The following is a 20,433-nucleotide window of genomic DNA, read 5'->3' on the forward strand; positions in this document are numbered from 1 at the left end:
CCTGAGCTGCGTCGTATCCATAACGCAGCAAACACCGTCGCCGCCAGACTTTGATGTTCTCAGCGACACTGGATCACGCTGAAGTGAATGACATTGCCTCTGAAATGCTGGATTTACCAAAGCGTATTTCAGTTGGCAGTGCGAATGAAGAACACAAAGACATTACCCAGACTTTTTACCTTTGTGACCACCTGGATCATAAAGAAGCCATTCTGGAGCGCGTGCTTGAAGAGGCAGAATACCGTCAGGTCATCATCTTTACCGCCACGCGTGCAGACACTGATCGTTTAACCAAAGAGTTGAACGAGAAAAAGCTGAAAGCCGTCGCGTTGAGTGGAAACCTGAATCAGACCCAGCGTAATACCATCATGAGCCAGTTTGAACGTCACGTATTTAAGATACTGGTGACGACGGATGTTGCTTCACGCGGTTTGGATATTGCGAGCGTCACGCACGTGATTAACTTTGATATGCCAAAGCATACCGAAGAATACGTTCACCGAGTGGGTCGTACTGGTCGAGCTGGCAACAAAGGATTCGCGGTTTCTCTTGTCGGTCCGAAAGACTGGGACAGTTTTAAGCGAGTAGAAACGTTCCTTCAGCAAGACCTGACTTTCTCCAAGCTGGAAGGGCTAGAGGGCAAATTCAAAGGTTTGAAACCTCGCAAACCTGACTACCGAAAAGGTCAGGCGAATAAAGGCAAACGCAAGCCTCAGGCGAAGAAGACTGCCAAGAAACCAGTTAAACGCGATAAGTCATTCCACACCAATGTCGACGTTGGTGATCAGGTGTTTATGGTGAAAAAGAAAAAGCCAGCACCGAGTAACGACGGCGACGAGTAAGGTTTACTAAGAACCAGAATTAATAAAGCCCAGCATTTGCTGGGCTTTTTAATACCTGTAATTCAGCCGCTAGAAAGGTGGTAGTCTTGAGCGGTTGCGTTCACAGAAAGCAAACAGCTCTGCGGCATTACCCACTTCCAGCTTTTTCATCAGACGAGTTTTATAAGTACTTACCGTTTTTTCACTTAGATAAAGCTCTGACGAAATTTCTCGATTTTTCATGCCTTTTGCAATTGAAGTCAGCACCATCAATTCTCGTTGAGATAGTGATGAGACTTTGCTGGCATCGGAATTAGTGTTATTTACTTCAAGTTCTTTTGGGAAGTATTTTCCGCCAAGTAAGATGGTATCAACGGCTTCTACAAATTTATGAAGCTCATCGGATTTTGAGATAAACCCAGAAACATCAAAGTTTGCGGTTAAATTCACCAAGCTCTCATTTTCAACGGCACTGAACACCAGAAACTTTGTGGACGGGGAAGGTGGGTAACGCTTCATTACTTCAAAGCCATTCAGTTCTGGAATGCCAATATCCAAGATAACCAAACCTATCTCTTCAGACTGAAGAATGTTCACCGCTTCTCGACCATTTATCGCGTTTAGAAGCGTATACCCTCGGTCTCTGAGCAAATAGTAAATGGACTGTCTGACGATAGAGTGATCATCTACAACAAGAATTTTCATCTGACACCTGATAAGACTATTTTGGGGAAATAATTATGTCAGAGAATTGAGTCAGCCTTAGTGGTTGGAATGTAAGCGATTGTCAGAGCCGCTACTTTTAATATCACAGTGCAGCTGAATATTAGCCAGGTACTCTGAATTCGCAACGGGATTTTGCATCGGATTGTGTCGTTTATGTTGCAAATGAATTTTGGCGTCTGCTTATAAGGGATATGAAAAGAAAACCTCAGCATTTGCTGAGGTTTTGGTGTTTACGTTAGAAGCGTTCGGTAAAGTTACCTATTCCTTGAATATTGTCGAGTGGCGATAGCTTTTTAACGCCATAGCCTAAGTTACTATTCTGCTGGTGGACATCACAGGTCTTATCAGCCGTCTTAATGTCTGCATTAACTATATAGTGTGTGACTTCTTCGTCCAGGCAAGGGATGGATGTGTAAGAGAACGCGTGTCCGACAAGGTTATCAATGGTAATGAAAGTCGCATTAGTGCCAAACGCTCTCTCCATACTCTCTCCCCAAATATAAGGCGTTGCGTCATCGTATTTTCCTGCAATTACCATGATGTCCTGCCCAGTAAGTTTATTGCTCATATTCTCTACAATCGCGATGGGGTCGCGTGGATTATCCCATTCCGAACAAAATCCTGCCAAGTTAGAATCATTCACTCCGTAGATTTTCGACATTGCTTCTATCTCAGCTTTTGCATTGTCGACGTCACTTGGTGTGATTGGTGTGATTTCATCGGTGCAGACAACGGCTTTGAACAAAGCGTTATAGCGGTTCTGATCTTCTTCATTGTTAAAACCCACTTTCGCGTTAAAGCTTTGTGGAATTGAAATTAGGTTAAAGAGCTGGGAAGCATCGTCGGTATCTAAAAAAGTAAACGTAGCCTGTTCTACACTCTGCCAGGCTCCTTGGTTGTCACGAGCAGCAAGATAATCATACAGGAATGGAGCGACATGCTGTGCATTTAGCCTGTTGCCATGATTGTCGTCGTAGAAACCATCGTTGTAGATTTGTTCGATAATCGCTTCCAGTTTTGCTTTTCTGGCAGGGGTTTTAAGGCGGTAAGTTGCAATGATATCTCTGCCCAAAGCACCATCTCTGAACAGGTCAACCGCATTTTGCGAATTAGGTGGCATTGGGGCATCCAGAATCAAAGTGCGAACTTGGTTAGGGAACATTTCTGCGTACAGAGCGCCGACTCGAGTTCCGTAGGAATACCCCAGAAAATTGAGCTTGTCATCACCCAAAGCCTGTCTCAAACTGTCGATGTCTTTAACAAGTGAATTAGTACCTATGTACTGTGCAAATTCTGTGTACTCTGATTCGCAGCTACCGAGCAGAGAGTTGCTGCACTCCGTTAGTTCTTTAGCGAAAGCACTTTGACCACTGCCTCGTGGATCAATCCCAACGATATCAAATTTGTCAGTAATGGCTTTTGGAAGCTCAGTACTTGCCATGTAAGCTGCACCATCAACCGCTGCTCCACCTGGTCCTCCAAAGTTGAAGACTAGAGCTCCAATTCTTTCTGAAGGCACTCTTGCTTTTTGCATACCGAAGTGAACTTTTACATTACCTAGCGAAAGATCGTTATAGTCCTTAGGGACAGTAAGCATGTAGCACTCGAAGTTACTCGGGCAGTTTAGCGTAGAGACAGTGGAGTTATCTGGAACGGTATTGTCTGTGTTATTTTGCGTTGAGTTATTTGAATTGTTGGTTGTCGAGTTATCTGGATTGTTCTGTGAGGTTTGATCTTCAGTGGGTGTGTCTTTGATAAATGAGCTGTTTGAATTACCGGATTCACTAAAACAACCAGTAACCATTAACGCGAGAGAGCCAACAACTAAATATTTTTTCATTATTGATTAGTCCTATTTTTATTGATACTAACCCTTGCCTAGCCGCAAGGGCTCGCATTTTTAGCTACATTCAACTTCATATATTCGGTTTGTGAATTAAGAGAATGAATGCATACTTCTATCTACATGAATTTTATAGGATTGCCACTGGCTTTATTAAAAATCCTGAGATGACTCTCAGGATTTTCTTGAATTTAAGCGTTCAAGCAGCTTTTTGTTGGTTAAGGATTTTCTATCAGCCATTCTTTAATATTTTCAACCACTTTATTCGCTTGGCTTTTTCCATCAGAACCATCAAAGGAGTGATCGAGTCCAGCAATTGATAGGTATTCAATGCTCGATTTTCCTTCCTTTTTTAATGTCTTATATTGCTTCTCTGCAAGCTCAACTGAAACATTGGTGTCATCCTCTGACTGAATTAAAAGAACCGGTACTTGAGATTGCCTCAATACCTCAGTCTGATTTAGCTCTAGCATCTCGCGCCACCACTTAAAGCCATGACCGCTTACATTGAATTCAACAGGCTCGCTATTCAGAACGAATTGAGTGAACTCATTAATTTCCTGCATTACTTCGGTGTACACTTTTTTGTCCGGAATCTCGAGCTTAACTGCGTGTTCCAGGTCGTCCATAAATCGAGCACCACCGCCGTTAAATGCCACGACTTTTGATACGTGATCTGGATGCGCTGAAAGCAGGTTGGCGACCAAAGCGCCTTCGCTTCCTCCGATCAGATAGACCTGCTGATATTTATGCTGAGATTTGATTTTCTCCAGAACTTTTAGGTAGTCGTCCACACGCTGACTCAGGGCATCGTTTTGAATAAAGGCTTCTGGGCAGTCTTTGCGCTCGGGATCCTCATCGTAGCTGAGTTTGTTGGTGATGCCGTATTTTTCTACGGTCAGAATATCCGCAGTAGGAGCGGCTGCGGGGAGATCTTCTTCAATCATCTTAATCTGGGTCACGCTATTGCAGTCAGAACCCTGAATCAGAACCAGAAGTGTCTCGGATGGCACCGCTTGCTTTTTGTTTAGGTAGTAGTGAATTTCGCTGCCATCTTGCCGGGGTAAGGTTAACGCACTGTTTGCCACTGCGAGCGTTGAACACAGAGAAGTGATTAATCCTAATAAAATGATTTTTCCAGTCCGCATAACACTGTTCCATTGTGAAAAAGAGGAATACGCAATATAGGATGCGGCTGGTTAATTTTACCGAAATGGCGACTTAGTGGATTGCCTGACGATGAGCTCAATTGGGGGAACTCGTGGGTCAAACTCATCTCCGGACAGCAGTTTTAACAGCGCATCTGCACTGACAGCACCCAGTTCCTCTATTGGCTGGCGTAAGGTCGTTAAAGCCGGAGTAAAGAATCTGGATGTGGGAAGATCATCAAACCCGACAATGGAGATGTCTTCTGGAATGCGGTAATTCCTGTCGTGCAGGGCTTTCATCGCGCCATAAGCCGTTTCATCGTTGGCGGCAAACAGAGCGGTAAAATGAACGTTGGAGTCCAGCAACTCGATGGTTTTTTCGTAACCAACTTCAGAAGTGAAATCGCCCTGTTTGATCATCGCCTTAATCGGCTTTATCCCTGCTTCTTTCAGTGCTTTCTGATAGCCCGAAAAGCGGGCACGAGCATCGGGTTGGCTGGCATGCCCTTTAATATGCGCAATAGCCACATGCCCCTGTTGCAGCAGGTGCAGGGTGGCCATGTAACCACCAAGTTCATTGTTGATGCAAAGTGAACGAACTCTGTTCCCATTCACGTGGTAACCAACTGCGACTGTGGGTAACGCTTCGCTAAATTCTAAGATCTGTTTCTCGGTGAGGCTGCCAGTAAAGATGATCACCCCGTCTACCTGACTTCGCGCCAGATACTCTAGCGCGTGCAACTCGGCTTGGTTTTTCCAGTGACCCGATGCAATCACCAATGAATACCCATGATCCATCAGTAAGCTTTCCATGTTGATCAACATGCGATTGGTGTGCGGGCTTTCCGGGTTCTGAACCAGCACGCCAATCGTCATGGAGCGTCGATTTTCGCCGAGATTGATCTGGAAATTGGGTTTGTAACCTGTGCTCTTTAGTGCTTCTTCTATCCGTAAGCTTTTTGATTCTGAAACATAGCTGCTGCGATTCAAAAAGCGAGAAACGGTGCTGACGGATACACCAGCACGTTTAGCCACGTCATACACAGTGGCGTCTTTTTTCTTTCTCGTTTTTCTATTTGATTCAGTCATACAGCTCAAACATTTGCACAAAGTCAGTCAGACGCCAGCGATTTCTCACTCATTACGTCGAAAAGGTGAATCGCGTCTATATCCATGTAAAGTGTCAGGCAGTCCACATCCACTTCTGCTGCCTGAGTTTCAATGGTAAGTGGTTGCCCATCGAGTTCGCCTTTCAACAGAATACTGGCGCCAAGCAGCTCTTTATCCAGAATTTTTACAGGTACAGAGTATACGTTATCGTGTCCTGTTTGCTCTGGTCGAAGGTGGATATCTGTCGGTCGGATACCAAAATGCAGTGCTAAGTTTTTGCTGGCGTTTTTTTCGAACCGTTCAGGGAGCGGTATCATCAAAGAACCGAGCCGAATGCACCAGTTATTCTCGTGCTGCTCCAACTTGGCATCCAGCATGTTCATTGATGGGTTACCAATAAACTGGGCAACAAATTTGCTGGCGGGACGTTTAAATACGTCCGTTGGCGTACCGACTTGCGCCACGTATCCATCCTTAAGGATGACGATCCGATCAGCCAGTGTCATGGCTTCAATTTGATCGTGGGTGACGTAGATAGTGGTGGTTTTCAATTCCCGGTGCAGCTGTTTGATCTCTTCACGCATGGTCCCGCGCAATTTGGCGTCCAGATTCGAAAGAGGTTCATCAAATAAGAAGACCTTCGGGGTGCGAACCATCGCACGTCCCATGGCGACCCGCTGGCGCTGCCCTCCGGAAAGGGCTTTCGGCTTTCTGTCCAGTAAGGGTTCCAATTCTAGCATTGTCGCCGCTTTACGTACTTCGGAATCAATATCCTGCTTAGACATGCCTTTGAGCTTCAGAGCGAAGGCAATGTTTTCGTACACCGTCATATGCGGATATAAGGCGTAGCTCTGGAACACCATGGCGAGATCCCGGTCTTTGGCATCTATCGGGTTCATCAGTTTATCGCCAACAAAGATTTCACCAGAGGAGATAGATTCAAGTCCCGCCAACATCCTCAGAGTAGTGGATTTCCCGCAGCCAGAAGGACCAAGAAAGACCACGAATTCACCGTCATCCACGGTAAAGTCGAATTGCTTGACGACTTCGACATCGCCAAAAGATTTTTTCAGATTTCTGAATTCCACCTTAGCCATTTTGTTGTCCTCCCCGACGCTCTAACAACATATTTCGATAGGCAATGGCGCTGTTTTTCAACGTACGTTTTTGAGTGGAGTAATCCACATGTACAATGCCAAATCGTTGCTGATAACCAAATGCCCATTCAAAGTTGTCCATTAAGCTCCAGGCAAAGTAACCACTTACTTGCACTCCTGCCTCAATGGCTTTGTCTATCGCATTAAAATGAGACTGGTAATAGTGCATCCGCTGTTCGTCATTGACGCTTCCATTTTCCAGTTTATCGTTACCTGCTGCCCCGTTTTCAGTGATGTAAATAGGGGGCAGGTCCGGATAGTAATGTTTGATTCGGAGCAGGACATCAGTCAGCGCCTGAGGGTAGATTTCCCAACCTATGTAGGTATGTTCGGCGTTTTCCTGAGTGACCGACTGAATGTTGCGATTCGAATCAAAACGCACGACCGAACGGGTGTAAAAATTGATACCTAGGTAATCAATGGGAGCACTGATGATTTTCAGGTCTTTCTCCAAAATAACAGGAAGGTTGTTTGCCTGTTTTTCCAGAACCAAGTCGGGGTAACGACCTTTCAAAATGGGCTCCATAAACCAGTGACAGCTTTCTGCATCTTCGTAATCTGCCGCTTTCTGATCAGCCTCTGTTTCCGGATACGCAGGCGTCACATTCAGAACAATTCCATGCACCGATTTTGGCGCATTTTTTCGAAGGTATGGCATGGCTAATCCGTGTGCCAGTAACAAGTGGTGTGAAGCCTGAAATCCTTCCTTTTCCCCTTTGATACCCGGAGCGTGAATGCCCCAGCGGTACCCCAGAAAGGCGGACACAAAGGGTTCGTTCAGCGTGGTGTACACATCAATTTTGTTGCCAAAATACGCGCTGACCACCTCGGCGTATTCAGCAAACTTATAGGCGGTTTCCCGGTTGAGCCAGCCACCACGATCTTCAAGGTACTGAGGCAAATCCCAATGATAAAGGGTGACGAATACGCGCAACCCCTGAGCGTGACATTCATCAATGATCTGCTCATAAAACGTCAGCCCAGCCTGATTGGTTTCACCGTTCTTCTTGATGATTCGTGGCCATGCCATCGACAGGCGATACGCATCTACGCCCAAGTCTTTGATCATCTGAATGTCCTGTTTCCACAGGTGGTAATGATCACAAGCGATATCACCGTTATCCTGATTGTCGACGGCGTTAGGTTTAAGGCAGAACGTATCCCAGATGGACGGGCAACGACCATCCTGAGTCACGCCGCCTTCTATTTGATAGGAAGACGTGGCCACGCCAAAAGTGAAATCTTTAGAAAGCATGGCGGAATGTTTTGGAAGCTGATACATATTCATGGTGAGTTATCCTTTAACGGCTCCGGAGGTTAAGCCACTGATCATTTGCTTTGAGGCAAACAGATAAGCTGTAACCAAAGGAAGGATGGAAATAGTGGTGCCAAGCATTACAGCACCCCAGGGCGTATTTGGGATGCCCTGTACGCTGCGTAAAGCCTGAGTAATAACGTAATTTTCTGGAGAGGTGAGCACGACCAGCGGGTTCATAAAGCTGTTCCAGAAGAACACGAACTGGACTATGGCTAAGGTTGCTAATGCGGGTTTCATCAGGGGCAGTACCACACTCCAGTACGTTCTGAATTCGCCTGCACCATCGAGCTTTGCGGCTTCCAGCAGTTCTTTTGGAATAGAAGCAACGACGTGCTGGCGCATAAGAAAAATACCAAATGGTGTTGTAGTAAATGGTAGCCAGACCGCAACATGGTTATCCAGCAGCCCAAGGAACTTCACGATCATGAAGTAGGGGATAAGGCTAAGCACAGGCGGGATCATCATGGAACCCACCAACATGCCAAACAGAATGTTTTTGCCTTTGAACTGGTAAACTGCAAACGCGTAGCCGCCCATTGAACAGAACAGCAGCGAAATAGCCGTACCCAGAAACGCTACGTAAATGGAATTAAACATGGCTTGCCAGAAAGGCATGATTTCTAACAGCTTGGCGTAGTTAATAGCCAGACTATCTCCGATAGCAAAGCTGATGCCAGAGCCAAAGATTTCCGTGCGGTCGCGGGTAGAAAGCAAGGCAGACCATAAAAATGGAAACACCGTCATGAGCGCCGAAACAACAAGCACAGTTGCCAGAGCAATCATTAACACCTTGGTCGCCAGTTCTATCCAGCGTTGATTTGGATTGAGTGTATGTGTCGACATCTATTGTTCTCCCAGCCCTTTTTTACCGAAGAAGAAAAACTGAATGCAGGTGCAAAACGCAATCAGCGCGAACAATAGCCAGGAAATGGCAGACGCTGTGCCCATTTCTAACCACTCCCATCCCACTTTGTAGAGATACATAGAGATGGTTAAGCCGGACTGCCCGGTTCCCCCCGTACCACGTGTTAAAACAAAAGGTTCTTCAAATAACTGTAGGTTACCTATGATGGTCATGGTGACGGCAAAGAACACAAAAGGGCGGATCATCGGAAGAGAAACGCTCCAGAATCTTCGAAATGCGTTGGCTCCGTCCATACGTGCTGCTTCAAGAATATCTTTGGGAATGGTCATTAGCCCGGTGGTGTAGAGCACAATGTTGAAGCCGGTGTACTTCCAGAACACCATGATGGCAATCGCTGGTTTTACCAGAGTCGCGTCGTCTAACCAGCGTATGGGCTGACAGTCATTCACCCAAGCGAATGCCCAGCCAAAAAAGGTGCTGTCGGCAAGGTATGCCAGTGACTGATTGATAATCCCGCTGTTGGGGGAATACATGTTGAAAAAGATCAGCGAAGCCGCCACCGTTGAAGTGATGAAAGGCAAAAAGTACGCTGAGGTCAGCCAGTGGCGAAGTCGGTCTCCCATCGAAACCAAAATGTAAGCGACAGGAATCGCAACCAGATGCTGCACCACTCCTGACGTGATGGCCAGCCACAAGGTATTGTTCAGTGAGCGCCATAACCAGGGATCAGTCAAAGCAATTTCGTAGTTTTCCACACCCACAAATTTCATGGCTGACAGACCTTCTACCGGGTTCCAGGCATGAAACGAGAGGTAGACGGAAAATAAGAGAGGAAACACTCCGAATACAGAAAAGATCACGATAAATGGCAACAAAAATCCGTAAGGCGTGAGCTTGTTTAGCCTGAACCGATTTGGTGGCTGCTGATCAATTAAATCAATGGGTTTGCTGTTTGCAGTGTCCATAACCTGCTTACTCCAGATTAAGGAGGCGAAACTCGCCTCCTATTCATTTACAGGTTTCGGGTGCGACGCTTGATCAATCGCTCAGCTTCTTTCAGTGCGGTTTCTATGTCTTTACTTTCATCCAGCACTTCCATCAGAGCATTTTCCAGAATGATCGAACGTGCGACGTGATCACCTTTGCCCGGCTGGACGGGGTTGATGTTTTTGGCAACATCTGCAAACAGCAGACGTGCTTTCTGACCACCAAGGAACGCCACTTCCTGTTCAAAAAGCGGATCGTTGTAGGTGGTGGTGTTGGCAGGAAACGCAGCAATGGTTTCAAAGTGGGTCAACTGAACATCACGATTGACCGTCATGTACTCGATCAGTTTCCACGCTTCATCCTGATGCTTGGATTGCTTAGGAATTGAAAGAAAAGATCCTCCCCAGCTACCGTAAATACCGTCTGGCAAGTGTGATACCGCCCACTTACCCTTGGTGTCTGGTGCAATCCAGTTGTTCAAATGCCCAAGCAGCCATGCTCCGGAAAGTTGAGTGGCAAAGGTGCCGTTTCTGAATCCTTCATACCATTCGTTCGACCACGCCAGAATTCGTGCGTCTAGCTGTTTATCCCGAATCTTTTTAGCGACCTGAAAGGCGTGAACAAATCGTTTGGAGGTCACAACGGGATTGCCTTCTTGGTCAAAGTACAAGCCTTCACCCTCTGGCACTGTGGTAAAGATGATTGCCTGTGCGACATCCGCCGCAGAGGCAATTAACTGGACACCTTGTTTTTTCAGAGTTTCTCCGGCAGCAATATAGGAATCCCAGTCTTTGATCGCTTCCTTTACGTCAATTCCTGCTTTCTCAAAAATGTCTGTGCGGTAATACATCACCCCAGGGCCCAGATCGACGGGAATGCCATACATAGAACCGTCGCCACCTTTTCCCTGAGCCCAGGCGTAGGGAGCAAACTGAGACTGATACTTATCGGCACCATATTGTTTGGAAAGGTTGACCAAACCACCGGAAGCCACAAACGGACCGATTTTTTCTACGTCCACGACTATCACATCACCAGCTCCGGAGCCTGTGGCTAAGTTGGTCGTCAGCTTAGTGTGGTGATCACCGTGGTTATTCATCAGGTAATCCACCTGAATACCGGACTGCTTCTGAAAGTCAGGAAGAATGACCTTCAGGCTGCTGTCAAAGTCGGGAAAACCGTCAAAGCGGATCTTGTTGTCTTCAGCATAAGCGGTAGAAGCCAGCCCTAAAGCAAGCGCGCAAGGTGCGGCTAACGTGCGGAGTTTCATGGTATATCCTTATATTTTTATGATGTAGGGAGTGGTGCTAGTCACTGGATGTGGAGGGAGTATTGATAAATGTATTCAAACAAAGAGTGATATAAATCACGCTAAATTCGAATGAAAAACACGCATTTCCTGAAAGGTTGAAAGGTAAGGCACTTTGGAAAATCTTCATGAAACAGTTTCATTAAGATTAGTAACCTTTCAAAGTAAGTGTTGATGGAATTAGTGTGATTTAAATCACGTTATGTGGTGTTTGTGACAAGTTATTAATGGAGTTTCATATCTGGTAATTTGTTTTATTATCTGCTCACAAAGTCGCTTTATAATGGGTGTTTTAACTATATCTGGATATAAAGTGAATTAATATTCTGGACATGATGTTTTTTCTGATTTCTTGTTTCGAAACTAAAAAGTTTACGATTGAATGACAATTGGTCATTTGAACTTGTTTTGTGTGATTCACTTCAAATAATAATGAAAATGATAATTGATCTCATTTTTATTTGAATGCACCATGCGCGCCCTTTTATAAGTTCCATCAATATCTCTAGGGTTGCTTATGCGCTGGCGTTCATCTTTTGTTTTATTCACGAGTCTGTTTTGCATGTCCGTTTTGGCTCAGGATGAGTTCGACTGGCTTAGAGACGACACACGCAGCAACGGTGAAGTGAAGCAATTTTTGTCAGAGCAAAACAATGCAACAACTGAGTATCTGAAAGGGAACGAAACCCTAAAACAAGCACTGCTTGATGAGTGGCAGAACGATGACGTTGTCAAAGCCGATTCACCCTGGCTCTTGATGCGCGGGATGTATTACAAACTGGGCGTCAAAAATGGTCAGCGTGCCATATTGATGAAAAGCACACAGTCTGCGTCCGAAGAAGTATTGCTGGATCTTTCCAGCAGGCAGCAAGACCACGACTATTACCATTTGGCTGCCTGGCGTTTGAGTTCTGATGGGTCAAAAATCGCCTTGGCTGAAGACATCACAGGAACCAGTGAGCACCGTATTTCTGTTGTGGATCTTGAAACAGGTTCAGAGTCCGTGGTGGCTGACGGCACAGAATCGACGATTCTATGGAGTTCGGATTCACAATCCATTTTTGTGATTAAACAAGAGCTGCCTACGTTACGCCCTTACAAGCTGGTTCAGATAGATCTTAAATCCAAAAAACAGACTCCGGTCTTTACCGAGAGCGACTCTGCATGGCTTGTTTCTGCGTATCTGGCGAGTGACAGCCGTTGGGCGGTAATCCAGTCCAACAATGAGTCGAGCGTTGAGCAGGTTCTGCTTAATCTCAAAACAGGTGCGCTTTCTAAAACACTATTACCGAGAAAAAGCGGCAAAGAATACTTTGCCGATGTTGCTAACGATCAGATTTTCCTGAATTCAAACCATAACAATGGCTTTGCCATCTGGAAAAAGTCAATGAGCTCTGAGACTGGCGACTTCCAACTGGTATTCCGACCTGAATCAGGTGAAGTGATTGATAATTACTACCTGTTTGAATCGGCATTGGTTGTGGTGACGCTACGTGGTCAGGATAAATACTTAACGGCAGTTCGTAATGGTAAAACGCTGTGGAAAAAATCCCTCAGCGAAGATGGCGTGGTGACCTGGGTTAAACGCAACGGTGACTTTTCCAGTAACCGGATTCGCCTTCGTAGCATGTCTTTGATTCAGCCACCAAAGTGGTCGGAACTGGATGTGGAATCCGGAACCGTTTCGGATTTATCTTCAGATTTCTACCCTGAACATAACCCCCAAAACTACGTCTCTAAACAAATTTGGGTCGAGAAAGGTTCGATTCGAGTGCCTGTTACTCTCGCATATCGCAAAGACACCCTGACTGAAAACTCGCCAGTTATTTTGTACGGCTACGGCGCATACGGTGTAACCATGCGTCCGTACTTTATGCCGCAAATTCTGAGCGTGCTTAATCAGGGCGCGATCTACGCCATTGCTCATGTTCGTGGGGGCGGCTTTCTGGGTAGTGACTGGCACATTTCTGGTCGCGGCATCAACAAACAAAACGGCATTGACGACTTTCATGTTGCCAGCCAGTTTATGAAAACCTTCCAGCGTGGTCAGCGTCCTGTGCTCGCCATTGGTGGCAGTGCTGGCGGGACTTTGGTAGCGGCTGCCATTAATCAAAAACCGGATCTGTATGGGGGAGCAGTATTGCAGGTCCCGTTTCTGGATGTGGTGAATAGCATGTCCGACAGCACCCTGCCGCTCAGCGATCAGCAGCATTTGGAATGGGGTAACCCAAGTGACGCCAAACAGCGTGAAGTGATGCTGAACTTCGATCCATACCAAAACCTTAAAAACAAAGCTACCCGCCTGTGCTGGTGCGCGTTGGGTATCAGGATCGTCGGGTGCCTTTCTGGGAAGGGGCAAAATACATCGCCCGAATGCAAAAGCTGAGCACGGCAGACAACCCTTATCTTCTGCGTACTGATTTTGTATCTGGTCACCGACCGGATCGCCGACACGCACTGAATTTTCAGGCGGAAGAGTACGCTTTTCTCCTTTCACTTGTTCAACACTCATCAGCGGAGTAATTGATGAAACTTTCTCCTTTATCTGTCGCAGTATCGGCTGCGTTGTTTTCTCATATCTGCTTCGCTGAAAGCGGCACAGTTTCTACTCAAAATGAACAGGAGTTTGTTGAAACCGTCGTTGTTACGGCAAACAAAATCGACACTCCTCTGTTTGAAGTACCGGGATCCATCTCTGTGGTTGATCTGGACAAGGTGGAAAAGGAAGGGGCAACAGAACTCTATGACGCGCTAGACACCGAACCGGGTGTTTCTGTTACTGGCGGAGCGGGTCGACCTCAGAACATCGTGATCCGAGGGATGACAGGAAACCGAATCGCCATTGTGAAAGACGGTGTAAAAATGTCGGACGGTTACGGTGCTCTGGATCTCAATGATGGCGCGGGTCGCGATACTTTTGATATCAACAGCCTCAAGCAAATCGAAGTTGTGAAAGGGGCGAGCTCCAACATTCACGGCTCCGGTGCTATTGGTGGTGTTGTGGTACTGGTTTCCAAGAAGCCAGAAGACTATCTGCACGGGAAAGATTTCCATTCCGAGGTAGGTACTACCTACACCCAGATCAGTAACAAAACCAAAAGCTATGCGCTTTCCGCATTTCGTTTTCAGGATACCGAAGCACTAGTTCGCGCCAGCTACTGGTTGGGTGAGGAGACCCGAAACTACAAGCAGGATCTCTATAATCGCGATATCGACGGCTACAATCTGGATGCGGTGGTTGACCATTATCTGCACGACGATTTTATTCTTAAAGCCAAAGCAAATTACTACCTTAACCGTGTTAATCGCGATGAAGGCACGCATATCGTTCAGCCAGATGGAAAATGGGACGTTAGCCACTACAACGACAAAGTCTTTACCCGGACGATTGGCGTTGAACTTGGGACACAGCATACTGTTTCTAATGCATTTTACGATGAGCTGAATACCAAGGGTTACCTGCGTGATTCCACCTCGCAGCGCGATCGTAATTACTCGATATACCGTGACAACAGAGGCATCACGGAGTATCGAAATGAAGATGATCATCGTGAGTTTAATGACAGCGCGATGGGCATCAATCTGGACGCCAATAAACTAACTGACTTCGCCGATATGCAGAATCAGATCGTTTACGGTGTAGAGGTAGACCGTCGTTCGTACAACCGCCCGGTTACCCGCAAGACATTCGACACCAATGGCTTGAACGAGCAGGATAAGTCGCCGTTTGCAGGAGTCGTTACTCACAGATTCAGTTCATACATCAAAGACAGAGCAACCCACGGCAACTGGACTTTCGATCTTGGAGCCCGCTTTGATTTCCACCATCTGGAACCGGAAACAAAAAGTGAAATTGGTGGCTATGAAATCGGCAATACCCGCAGTTCAGAATGGTCGCCAAGTTTATCTGTTACCCACAAATTCACGCCTTCTCTGAATGGTTATATCAGCTACAACCATGGCTATCGCGCACCAAGCTACGACAAGGTATACGGCTTTGTACCTCACCTGTTTAACCTACTCGACCCGTTCTACATTATTCCGAATTTAGATCTGGAAAAAGAGACCAGCGATTCCTACGAACTAGGCGCTAAATATCAGGACGGTCAGTGGTCCTGGTCGACAGCGGTTTTCCACACTCAGTACAAAAACTTCATCGATGTTAAGCGAATAGGGCGCGATTCAAACGGCAATTCGTTATACCAGTATGTAAACAAGAAAAATGTGTTTACGCAGGGGCTGGAATTCTCTGTGGCTTACCAGATTGATGAGCAATGGGCAGTGTCGACCAAAGCCGGCGTAGTCGATGGAAAAGATGGCGATGGCAATTACATCCGTTCTCTGACTCCATGGGAAGGCAACGTTCAGCTCGACTACGAACAAAATGCATTGAGTGGCTACCTTCGAATGAACTGGGCTGCTGAAATGACCAGAACGCCTGTTTGCAATAATGAACTGCAAGTGGAAGTGCCGTGTGACCAGACTCAAGCCTGGCAGTCACTGGACGCAGGTGCAAGCGTTGTCCTTTGGGATGACCTGACTCTAAGCGCTAACGTGATCAACCTGCTGGACAGTCAATTTACGCGTTATCAGGACATCGCTGGATTAGGTAAGCATCAGACCTCTTTCTCAACCGAACCTGGTCGCTATTTCACACTTAACGCGAAATACGAGTTTTAGGGAGGCATGATGAAAAAGTACCTCTTGCCAACCCTGCTTTGTGCGTCTATTTCATCCGCAATGGCTGGGGAATGGGACTACCCGAGTAATGCAGCCACAGTGACCAGTGATGGTGAAGCACTGAACTATGTGAGCCAGCGTTATGCTGATGTTGGTTCATTCCATTTGCGTTACGTTACCGAAAGTAAACTTGGCAAGCACTATAACTTCGATGTGCTGGTAGGTGGTGAATACAAACATCAGAGAGCGGTCGTTCTGAGTGTGGATAACGATCAGCGTGTTACCCGTATATTCAAAAGCCTTGAAGATACTGTTGTTCGAAACGGGTTAGTCATCACTGCGATTGAGTTAGAAAATCCGAGGCGTCTTGAGGCACTGGAGCCGCCAGAGTTGGCAACAGGTTCCATCAAGTCTGTGAACGTCAATGTGTTCGACCCAGATCTTCGTACCATGGATAAGGTTCCGCAGCCCGATACTTTGTGGAAAAACCTGGAAGACTACCCGCATTCTATTCGTTACGTGAACAAGCCTGTATCTGTTCTTGAATCTGGTGGCAAGTTATATCTGGCAAACGAGCGTGTGCGTCAGGTGGATGCGAAGGAGCTTCAACAGAAAAATGCGGATACTGGAGCCTGGGAAACCAGCCCGACCAGCTCGTTTCTGGCTCAGGAAGGTGTTGCTGAATTTGCTTCTGAAGCAGCGCTGAGTTCAGTGACTTATGACATGCCGGAATTTGCGCAGATTATGGCGTTTTACCATCTTGATCATTCGTTGCAATACCTGTCTTCACTGGGTTCTGACTTGTTTTCTGAACCTGTTAGCTTTGACGGAAGGGGACTGTCGCAAGATAACTCGACATATTACTTCGGTCCTAAAGCTGCCATGTTCGGCATTACAGGCTCGCCAGACGCAATAGATGCCGATGTGGTTATCCATGAATTAGGGCATGGCATCCATTATCAGATTGTGCCGGACTGGGGCTATGGTCATACCGGAGCCATCGGAGAAGGTTTCGGCGACTATTGGGCAGGGTCATACAGCTACCGCGTTCAGTACGCGCAGAGCGAATCTTTTGAGCTGGATACCTTCGCTAACTGGGATGGATTGTTCGGTTTCAAGAAAAATACCCGGAGCCTTTGGAATCAGCGTGCTCGCTACTTTGAAAGAAGTGAATACCGACCACACGAATATGTGGGCGGAGAACTGGGCGATGAGCTTTGGTCAACTCCTTTGTTCCAGTCACTGAAACAATCGGTCGCCAAATATGGACAGGTCGCTTTCTCGGAGTTTGACACCATTGTGCTGCAATCCATGTATGGTTTAGGTCGTGGCATGAAGATGCATGATCTGGCAGAAAGCATGATTTTTGTTGCCAACAAACTGTATTCGGACAAGGAATACGCTCAGATCCTAAAAGCGAATTTTGATATTCACGGGCTGATTAAAGAGCCATTTCGTGTGGTCAATACGCCCAAATTTATCGATCCTGAGCACGGCATTGATCTGCAAATCCAGCGCACCTTATCACTAAGCAGTATCGATGGTGTTGCCCGTACCGATTTGGCGAAAGAGGTCGGCTTTTCTGATGCCAGTTCGGCTGTTCAGAAGATTCATATTTCAGGTCTGGCAAATGGTGTTTGTGCCAAGCCTTTTGATTTGGCATTAGACATCCAATATCAGGTTACGAGCAACCAGTCTGTTCGCCACTGGCAGCATACAGAGCAGCTTGTTTACGGACAGCCGAACTTTGTCACACCAGTCACTTCCGTCAACGCACCCATTCCCGATGCGGACCAGAACAATAACTTAGGCGTTAAGTCGTTCAGCTATGACGTATACGCTCAAAAAACCATCTCAGACAACTTTGGGGTCTATTTCGAGTTGGAGCATGAAAAGCTTACCGATATCGAACTCAAGCTGACTAGCCCAGATAACGTCGTTATCCGAATTAAGCCTCATGAATACAGCAGTGGCAATACGTTCAAACGCTACTTCGCAGCGGGCAACTCTAAGGAATTAGATGCCCTGAAAGGAACCAGCATGTATGGCATCTGGCGACTGGAAATCACCGACTTTGCACACCAGGACACAGGCACCTTATTGAAATGGGGTGTCAGCGAACTGAGTGGGTATCAATGTGAGAATACGACGACAGATAACAATAAAAAGCCGTCGACGACGCAATCTTCAGGCGGGGCGTCCATTACCTGGCTAAGTTTGCTCATTCTATTTACCGGAGCCTGGCTTCGGAACCGCAAGTACTACTAAGAGTTCATTATGAAAAAAAACTGACCCTGCTTTCGGCAGCTCTCCTGCTCGCCGGTTGTGGAGGTTCGGGCGGCGATTCTGCCAGCTCAACCAGCCTTCCGACTTATAATTTGTCTGGCAACATTACGACAGCAAATGTCCCTGCAAGCGCAAAAGTATGCGTGGATGCAAACCAAAACTACCGTTGTGATGCATCTGAGGCGAGCACAATTGCACGCAATGGCGCTTTTACCATCACCAGTACCAGCCTGAGTATTTATGATTTTCCCATTTTGGCGGTACTGGACACAGGTGTGGCGCAAGCTTCTGCATTAAGCAGTGTTAACCCTGTATCTGCCGGAAGCCAGACTGTTTTGGCTGCGCCGAATCGTCGAATGAAAAGCGACAACGTTATCAATGGCATCACGACACTGATCTCTGGCGCAATGGATAACGGTTTAACGCTGACTCAGGCGGTTTCTCAGGTAGAAACCGAAATTAAGCGCGCGAATATCGCCTTTTCTGGCTCTTTGCTAAATAACCTCAATGCCAACGAGCTAAGTGTACTTGAAGCGAATGTGGTCAAGCTCTCTCAAGCGGCAGGTGATAAGAACCGTTCAAGCGTTCTGGCATCCGCTGGACTTTCGCTAGCAGACTACAAAGCGTTGACGGAAGCTAACGCATCGGCTGAAGATCTGACTAAAGCAGTGACTGAACTGTCAAAAGCCAAATTCACTTTACAGCCATTGAATGATACCGGTCTGACTAAGTTCTTCTCGGATGCTTCAAACACTGAAAACCAGACCGAAAACCCATCGGATTACCCGGGTCAGGATGCCATGTATGGTCTTGATGTCACGGATAAGCAGGCTAACACTGACAACGGTTTTAAATTCAAAAAACTGGATGCTCAGGGCAACGAGTTGGCGGATGACGCCACTGAATGGTCTTGCGTATCCGATGAACGCACCGGATTGATTTGGGAAGTGAAATCTAACGATACCTCCTCCATCCAGCACTTAGATCGCCTGTTTGCATTGGAAATCAAAGATCGTATTTCTTCTTACGAAGGCGATGTACTAACAGCTACTTGCCAGACGGCTGGTGATGGTATTTGCACCACTCAGCAGTATGCAGATGAATTAAATAAACAGCAAATCTGTGGATTATCTAACTGGCGTCTACCTGCAGGTAATGAAATCTTCGGTATCATCGATTTTGGTGAAACCAGTCAGCTACAAAACAAAGCACCAAACGAGCCAGGTGAAGTGATTGCTGGTTTAAACACAAAGTACTTCCCTAACCAAACAATTGGATCTGATGATGATGCTCCTTATGTGAAACAAGGTATTGTTTGGTCTGATAACTTCTACGCAAATGGCTACGGTACTGAACAAGAGGGTGTTGTTTACTTCAACTCTGTGCAGCTAGTTAGCCCTACTCATACGACTACCTATACAGGAAAGCTCAGAAAGCTTTCCTGGAATGCAGGAAGAATCAGTCAACTTGAAATTTATACCGGTTCTTTCTCTGATAATTCTTCTGAGTCTTACGTTTTCCCAACTCGCTTGGTAGCGCACAAGGAGAAAAAATAATGAAAAAATGGTTACTTTCATCCGCTTTGTTACTGGTATCAACTGGTGTTATTGCCCAAACATGTAGCTTAGATATTAGTCGTTCAGCTCCAAATTCAAGATTTGTTGTTGAGGATTCCGGTATTGTTAAAGATCTGAAGACAGGCTTAATCTGGATGAGGTGCCCAGTGGGTAAAACTTGGGACACTGCGCAATCTTCATGTACTGGCGACTCGGCTGAGTTTCTATGGCAGCCAGCACTTCAAAGAGCTAATGACATCGCTAACTCGCCTCTAGATTCACTCTATCAATTTGCGGGTGTAACAAACTGGCGCATACCGAATATCAAAGAGTTACAATCACTTACTGAGAAAGGTTGCCATTCACCAGCGTTGAATTCCAAGGTGTTTCCTAACTTCCTGGATTCTGGCGGTAATACAACGGAAGTTCTGTGGAGCTCTACCGCGGCGGGTTCAGGTGATGCTGCATTAGTATTTAATGCTAAATTTGGTGAAGTGTATACTCAAGAGCCAAACAGAGCTGGCGCAAACTACGCGATTATGATGGTTTCAGACAGCAAGTAACCTCTAAAAGCATCAGAATGATAAAAAGTCAGTCTTTGTTCAAAGGCTGGCTTTTTGTTGTGGC

General features: G+C 46.4%; 15 protein-coding genes and 1 pseudogene. 7 read left to right on the plus strand and 9 right to left on the minus strand.

Translation table 11 applies throughout. From position 1 onward, the window contains the following. A pseudogene (locus RH89_RS27670) lies at positions 1-842 on the plus strand (helicase-related protein); the annotation flags it as partial. A gap of 69 nt (positions 843-911) precedes the next feature. Here RH89_RS27670 and RH89_RS27675 read toward each other — a convergent pair. From RH89_RS27675 to RH89_RS27715, 9 genes are all read right to left on the minus strand, one after another. Continuing rightward, a complete protein-coding gene (locus tag RH89_RS27675) occupies positions 912-1,526 on the minus strand; it encodes a response regulator transcription factor (protein ID WP_004409133.1) in 615 nt (204 codons plus the stop codon). A 256-nt stretch (positions 1,527-1,782) separates the two neighbouring features. Then, on the minus strand, positions 1,783-3,387 hold the full coding sequence (locus RH89_RS27680) for an alpha/beta fold hydrolase (protein WP_004409134.1): 1,605 nt from the start codon (positions 3,385-3,387) through the stop codon (positions 1,783-1,785). Positions 3,388-3,608: 221 nt separating this feature from the next. After that, a complete protein-coding gene (locus tag RH89_RS27685) occupies positions 3,609-4,538 on the minus strand; it encodes an alpha/beta hydrolase family protein (protein ID WP_004409135.1) in 930 nt (309 codons plus the stop codon). A gap of 57 nt (positions 4,539-4,595) precedes the next feature. After that, on the minus strand, positions 4,596-5,627 hold the full coding sequence (locus RH89_RS27690; RefSeq protein ID WP_004409136.1) for a LacI family DNA-binding transcriptional regulator: 1,032 nt from the start codon (positions 5,625-5,627) through the stop codon (positions 4,596-4,598). Between the two features lie 23 nt (positions 5,628-5,650). Next, positions 5,651-6,745 carry an ABC transporter ATP-binding protein gene (locus RH89_RS27695; protein WP_004409137.1) on the minus strand — a complete coding sequence of 365 codons (1,095 nt, stop codon included), beginning with the start codon at positions 6,743-6,745 and terminating at the stop codon, positions 5,651-5,653. Further along, positions 6,738-8,093 (minus strand): GH1 family beta-glucosidase, encoded by a 1,356-nt coding sequence (locus RH89_RS27700; RefSeq protein ID WP_004409138.1) that lies wholly within the window; start codon positions 8,091-8,093, stop codon positions 6,738-6,740. Before RH89_RS27700 ends, RH89_RS27695 begins: the two co-directional genes overlap by 8 nt. A 6-nt stretch (positions 8,094-8,099) precedes the next feature. Continuing rightward, entirely contained in the window at positions 8,100-8,966 is an 867-nt protein-coding gene (locus RH89_RS27705) for a carbohydrate ABC transporter permease (RefSeq protein WP_004409139.1), read from the minus strand. Further along, positions 8,967-9,953, minus strand: a complete 987-nt coding sequence (locus RH89_RS27710; protein ID WP_004409140.1) for a carbohydrate ABC transporter permease — start codon at positions 9,951-9,953, stop codon at positions 8,967-8,969. Between the two features lie 47 nt (positions 9,954-10,000). Continuing rightward, entirely contained in the window at positions 10,001-11,245 is a 1,245-nt protein-coding gene (locus RH89_RS27715; RefSeq protein ID WP_004409141.1) for an extracellular solute-binding protein, read from the minus strand. Positions 11,246-11,846: 601 nt separating this feature from the next. Between RH89_RS27715 and RH89_RS27720 the strand changes: the two genes are divergently transcribed. The 6 genes from RH89_RS27720 to RH89_RS27740 all read left to right on the plus strand — a co-directional run bounded on the left by RH89_RS27720 (position 11,847) and on the right by RH89_RS27740 (position 20,369). After that, entirely contained in the window at positions 11,847-13,670 is a 1,824-nt protein-coding gene (locus RH89_RS27720; RefSeq protein WP_158091135.1) for a prolyl oligopeptidase family serine peptidase, read from the plus strand. Continuing rightward, on the plus strand, positions 13,622-13,807 hold the full coding sequence (locus RH89_RS30570) for a hypothetical protein (RefSeq protein WP_280102377.1): 186 nt from the start codon (positions 13,622-13,624) through the stop codon (positions 13,805-13,807). Before RH89_RS27720 ends, RH89_RS30570 begins: the two co-directional genes overlap by 49 nt. A 3-nt stretch (positions 13,808-13,810) precedes the next feature. Next, a complete protein-coding gene (locus RH89_RS27725; RefSeq protein ID WP_004409142.1) occupies positions 13,811-15,964 on the plus strand; it encodes a TonB-dependent hemoglobin/transferrin/lactoferrin family receptor in 2,154 nt (717 codons plus the stop codon). 9 nt (positions 15,965-15,973) lie between these two features. Beyond that, entirely contained in the window at positions 15,974-18,232 is a 2,259-nt protein-coding gene (locus RH89_RS27730) for a proprotein convertase P-domain-containing protein (protein WP_004409143.1), read from the plus strand. Between the two features lie 110 nt (positions 18,233-18,342). Beyond that, positions 18,343-19,806 (plus strand): Lcl domain-containing protein, encoded by a 1,464-nt coding sequence (locus tag RH89_RS27735; protein ID WP_158091136.1) that lies wholly within the window; start codon positions 18,343-18,345, stop codon positions 19,804-19,806. Then, positions 19,806-20,369: an Lcl C-terminal domain-containing protein gene (locus RH89_RS27740; protein WP_004409147.1), complete on the plus strand. Its 564-nt coding sequence runs from the start codon at positions 19,806-19,808 to the stop codon at positions 20,367-20,369. The genes RH89_RS27735 and RH89_RS27740 overlap by 1 nt, the downstream gene beginning before the upstream one ends. Positions 20,370-20,433: the final 64 nt, after the last annotated feature.

Origin of the sequence: Vibrio nigripulchritudo ATCC 27043, assembly GCF_000222685.1 — a bacterium.
GTDB classification, from domain to species: Bacteria; Pseudomonadota; Gammaproteobacteria; order Enterobacterales; family Vibrionaceae; genus Vibrio; species Vibrio nigripulchritudo.